Source organism: Roseiarcus sp. (assembly GCF_052145395.1).
GTDB lineage: Bacteria > Pseudomonadota > Alphaproteobacteria > Rhizobiales > Beijerinckiaceae > Roseiarcus.
This window is the reverse complement of the sequence record NZ_JBKQOT010000702.1, coordinates 1-4,323: the sequence shown is the minus strand read 5'-3', so window position 1 is coordinate 4,323 and position 4,323 is coordinate 1. Positions and strand designations below refer to the sequence as shown.

Annotated in this window: 4 protein-coding genes and 2 pseudogenes; all 6 read right to left on the bottom strand. The window is 62.6% G+C overall.

The genetic code is table 11. The features are described from left to right. Positions 1-247, bottom strand: a pseudogene (locus ACLP25_RS24000) (porin family protein); the annotation flags it as partial. Between the two features lie 210 nt (positions 248-457). Further along, positions 458-1,150 carry a DUF1614 domain-containing protein gene (locus tag ACLP25_RS23995; protein WP_442471637.1) on the bottom strand — a complete coding sequence of 231 codons (693 nt, stop codon included), beginning with the start codon at positions 1,148-1,150 and terminating at the stop codon, positions 458-460. Between the two features lie 36 nt (positions 1,151-1,186). Then, positions 1,187-1,618 (bottom strand): HIT family protein, encoded by a 432-nt coding sequence (locus tag ACLP25_RS23990; RefSeq protein ID WP_442471636.1) that lies wholly within the window; start codon positions 1,616-1,618, stop codon positions 1,187-1,189. Then, positions 1,602-2,860 (bottom strand): annotated as a pseudogene (locus ACLP25_RS23985) (GNAT family N-acetyltransferase). The gene ACLP25_RS23990 and the pseudogene ACLP25_RS23985 overlap by 17 nt, the downstream one beginning before the upstream one ends. Before the next feature lie 209 nt (positions 2,861-3,069). Then, positions 3,070-3,501: a nuclear transport factor 2 family protein gene (locus ACLP25_RS23980; protein WP_442471635.1), complete on the bottom strand. Its 432-nt coding sequence runs from the start codon at positions 3,499-3,501 to the stop codon at positions 3,070-3,072. 92 nt (positions 3,502-3,593) lie between these two features. Next, positions 3,594-4,323: hypothetical protein (locus ACLP25_RS23975; protein WP_442471634.1), on the bottom strand; the 730-nt coding region annotated here is incomplete at its 5' end.

Here is a 4,323-nt window from a genome sequence, read left to right as displayed (position 1 = left end):
CGCCGGGGAAATAGCTCGAGAGCCAAAGGGCGCCGGGGTCAATGAGGGTTGCGTTGCGGCTGCCGCTGCTCCAGATGCCGCCGGCGTTCAAACCGACGTAGAACCCGGTCCAGGTGAACGGCGGGGGAACAAACACCGGCGCCGGGGCTTCCTTCCGGGTCGGCAGGTCAGCAGCCTGAGCAGCAACAGCGGTCGCAACGGTCAACGCCGCGGCGGCAGCTCCCATCATCCAACGTTTCGTCATCATCGTTCTCCGTTTAGATCGGCTCCGCCAAACGCTCGATATGCGCGCCGTCGCCCGTGAAAATCAACAACGCTGTTATAGGGTTGGAAAATACCGGAGTCCACCGATTCGGCTCGTTTTCGGCCTCTTCGCTCATACATGTGGCAAAATAGACACAAAAGCGGGCCCCGTGGTTAACCAAACATTTGCAACGGCGACGGAATCGCGCTCGCGTTAACCGGTGACAAAGCTTGCCAACACGACCGCGATCACTCCGGTGAGGAAAACGCCGTCGAAGGTCCCGGCGCCGCCGATCGACGCGACCGGCGCGCCGAGACTTCTCAGGAGGCCGAGGTTGAGGAGATCTGCGCCGACCAGCACGCCGATGCTGCCGCCGATATAGGCGATCGGCGCGGCGAAGCGGCGCGACAGGACCAGGGCGGCGAAGGCCGCAAGCAGGGGAGGAACAAAAGTGGGAACGGAGATGCCGAGCCCGGGCACCGGGACCGCCATCTGGTGAACGAAAAAGGCGACGATCACCACGGCGATCAGACCGAGCGTCCAAAGTTCGTACCGAATCAGCAGATAGAGCGAGACCAGGATCGGAATGACGGCGCCGCCGACGTTGATGGCCAGCACCGTTCCGGGCCAGTCCACCGCGACTGGGGCGAGGAACGGAATGCCCATGAACTCCATGACTTCGCGCGTGACGACCCGCTCGCCTGGCAGGCGGGCGATGGGAATGTTGACATAGGAGCCGACCAGGGAGGCGAACAAAATCATCGTCACGGCGAGAGGGTCGATGCCGAGCGCTGTCGAAACGCGGCTCAGAAGCCCGATCGTCGCCAGGATCGTCAGGCCGACCAGCATGGCGAAAAACAATCCCGCGACGCCAAGGCTCAGCGGGAAGTAATGCATGTGCGTCATGTCCCTGGATCGCGCCGAAGACCGGCGGCCTCGCCTTTAGAGAGCGGCGAACGCCGCGATGATCCGTTCGGCGTGAGGGCGCAACGCCTCAGCGTTCTGGAACGGGCCGCCGGGCGGGCGGACCGCCACGCCGGGCCAGCGAGGGAGAATATGGAAGTGGAGGTGGAACACCTGCTGTCCTCCGGCCTCCTCGTTGAACTGCTGGAGGACGACGCCCTCGGCGGCCATTCCCAGTTTGACCGCGCGCGACACTTTCTGCACCACCGGCATGAAGCGGGCGAGGTCGTCGGGGGCGATGTCAAACAGGTTGCGGGCGGCGACCTTGGGGATGACCAACGTGTGACCGTCGGCGCGCGGCATCACGTCCATGAAGGCGAGGGAGACGTCGTCCTCGTAAACCCGGGTGCAAGGCGCTTCGCCGCGCAAGATCTTGGCGAAGATGTTGTCGGGGTCATAGGTCTGCGTCAAAGGATTCTCCCAGCGTCTCGACTTTGCCGTCATCGCCCCGCTTGAAGGGCGCGTGATTCTCATAGTGGGCGATTGTCCGAGCGATGGCCGCCCTTTCATGCCGCAGATAGTCCGCGACCGCGCGTTCAAGGCGCGCGTCAGCGAATTCGTGCGCCGAATAGGTGACGACCGGACGATAGCCGCGGGCAAGCTTGTGCTCCCCCTGCGCACCGGCTTCGACCCGCTTCAGGCCGCGGCTCAGCGCGAAATCGATCGCCTGATAATAGCACACCTCGAAATGGAGAAAGGGACGGTCCTCGATTGCGCCCCAGTTGCGGCCGTAAAGGGCGTCGTCGCCGATGAAGTTGATTGCGCCGGCGATATAGCGGCCGCCCCGCCTGGCCATGACCAGCAGAATGCGGTCGGCGAGGGCCGCTCCGGCAAGGGTGAAGAAGCTGCGGGTGAGGTAGGGCCGGCCCCACTTGCGCGACCCTGTGTCCATGTAAAACGCGAAGAATGCGTCCCAATGTTCTGGTTTGATTGATGATCCGGTGAGCCACTCCACGGTCAGCTCGTCGCCGAGCGCGTCCCGGCGCTCGCGCTTGATCGATTTGCGCTTGCGGGACGCCAGAGCGGCGAGAAAGTCGTCGAACGTCGAGAAGCCGTCGCAGAGAAAGTGGAATTGCTCGCCGTGGCGCACGAGGAATCCCTGTCGCTCGAGCCTTGCGGCGTCCTCCGCGGTCGGGAAGGTGACGTGGATCGATGAGGCGGCCGTCTGCCGCCTGACCTCGCGCAAACCCGCGATCAAGGCCTCGCGCGCGCCATCCGGAGCGTCGCCGGCGACAGCAGGCGACGTCCGGTCGCTGGAGTAAAGGGCACTGCGACCTGAAGCTTCGGGTAGTAATGCCCGCCCGCCCGTTCGTAGGCGTCGGCCCAGGCGTGGTCGAAGACGTACTCGCCCTGGCTGTGGCTTTTGAGGTAGGACGGCGCCGCGGCGACAATCCGGCCTGCGCCGTCCTCGACGATCACATGCGCGGGCGTCCATCCCGACCGGCCTCCCGTCGAGCCCGACGCCTCGAGCGCGTGAAGAAAACCATGGGTCACGAACGGGTTGAAACGCTCGCCTTCGGCTTCCGTCTCGGACAGCCCCGGCGGATTGGCGCACGCGTCCCATGCCGCCGGATCGACGGCAGCGATAGACGAGACGAGGCGCACAGTGAACGGGGCCATGGGGGGTGGGGCGGCGGTTTCGGTCGACGCCATCCTAGCATGGCTTTCGCAGTCGCGAAGGGCGACAGAAAAGCCCTGATCCTTCTGGCGGCAAGCGCACGTTTCACGCCTGAGAGTCCTCTCCGATCCTTCAGCGACTGATCGATCGACTCGCCTAGAGCTTCCCCCTTGGCCTCAATTCGCTCGTAAGGGATTGCTTCGCGGATATTTCTCTTGGTTTTCTTAGGGTGCTAGTCGTTTATTCACCCCGGTGCCGTCAATGCGTTCCAGGCTGCGAGAGAGTCCATATAGTCTCTCCAGTGCGCGATTTTCCGGTCCTCAATCTTGATGATTGAGCAAAAGCGATTGTTGTACTTCACGCCTGTCACGAGAATAGTCCCATGGACTTCATATTCGACGATCACGACCCGGCCGTCGTCCATCTTGTGGGTAATCAGCTTGTCGGCGGATTGAAGCTCGATATTGTCAACATAGCCCAGGAACTGCGCCATCAGATCGGCGCGCCCCCGGATCAGGCGGGGCCACCCGGGCACGTCGTAGAGAACCTCGTAGCGGACGTCGTCGCTGACGATGTCGAAGAAGTGCTCGCCATCCACGAGGTTGCCGAGCGCGCCTCGAACCAGATCGAAGTACGGCTTCGCGGCCTCGTAGGCGGCGTATTTCGGATTTGGCATCGTAAACTCTCCATGCGCTTCGCAGGGCTGCCCAAAGAATGAGAGCCACCCATAGAGCGGAAGCTTGTTACGAAAAAGAAGGTTTTTTGAAATCAATAGCTTACTCCGAGGTCAGGGAGAAAGAGGCCAAGCAAAGCCAGCCGCCTGGACCCCGTGGCGGTCTGCAGAAGCTCCGACCCAATGGCGGTACAGGATCTGCTGACGAAGATCCGCGACACGTGGACGATCTTCGTCGTCCTCTCGCCCGACCTCCTTGGTCGACAGTCGTTCTCGAGCCACGGATGCATGGCCACGATGCACTCGATGGAGGGCTTCTGCAGGGCCTGGACATAGGTGTTGGAGTCGTTCCAGCACGTGATCCAGCAAGGCGAGTCGGTCCAGATCATGTGAATCTCGGAGCAGCCGGGAGCCGGAAAAGTATGTGTGGTGAACTGCTCTTCCGCACCTTCCAGGAAATGATGGAGTCCCCACCAGGTGACGGGGGGGTTCAGGATGGCGTCGTGGACAAGGCACTTGGGGATGGCCTGGGTCGGAGGGGTCGCCGTGAGTTGTGTCAGTTTGATCATTTCCGGGTGATTGCCCATGTAAGACGGCACCATCTCGAAGGGATTGCTCGAGCCGGCGGGACGCACCGCCTCCGACAACGTCGCAAGTTGCGGCTTGACCGTGCCTTGATAGGGAAGCGGGTAATACTCCCTCCATATCCACCATTCGATCATCTTCGCCTGATGGACGCCGGGCTTACCGAGGCCCTGCATACCGAGGAGCATGGCTTCCAGGCGGGCAGGCTCCGAGGCGAAGGGTCCCCTGATGCCGGGCCCC

Excerpts from the sequence above, each read along its gene's own strand:
- ACLP25_RS23980 (WP_442471635.1), bottom strand. The coding sequence starts at position 3,501 with ATGCCAAATCCGAAATACGCCGCCTACGAGGCCGCGAAGCCGTACTTC.
- ACLP25_RS23995 (WP_442471637.1), bottom strand. The coding sequence starts at position 1,150 with ATGACGCACATGCATTACTTCCCGCTGAGCCTTGGCGTCGCGGGATTG.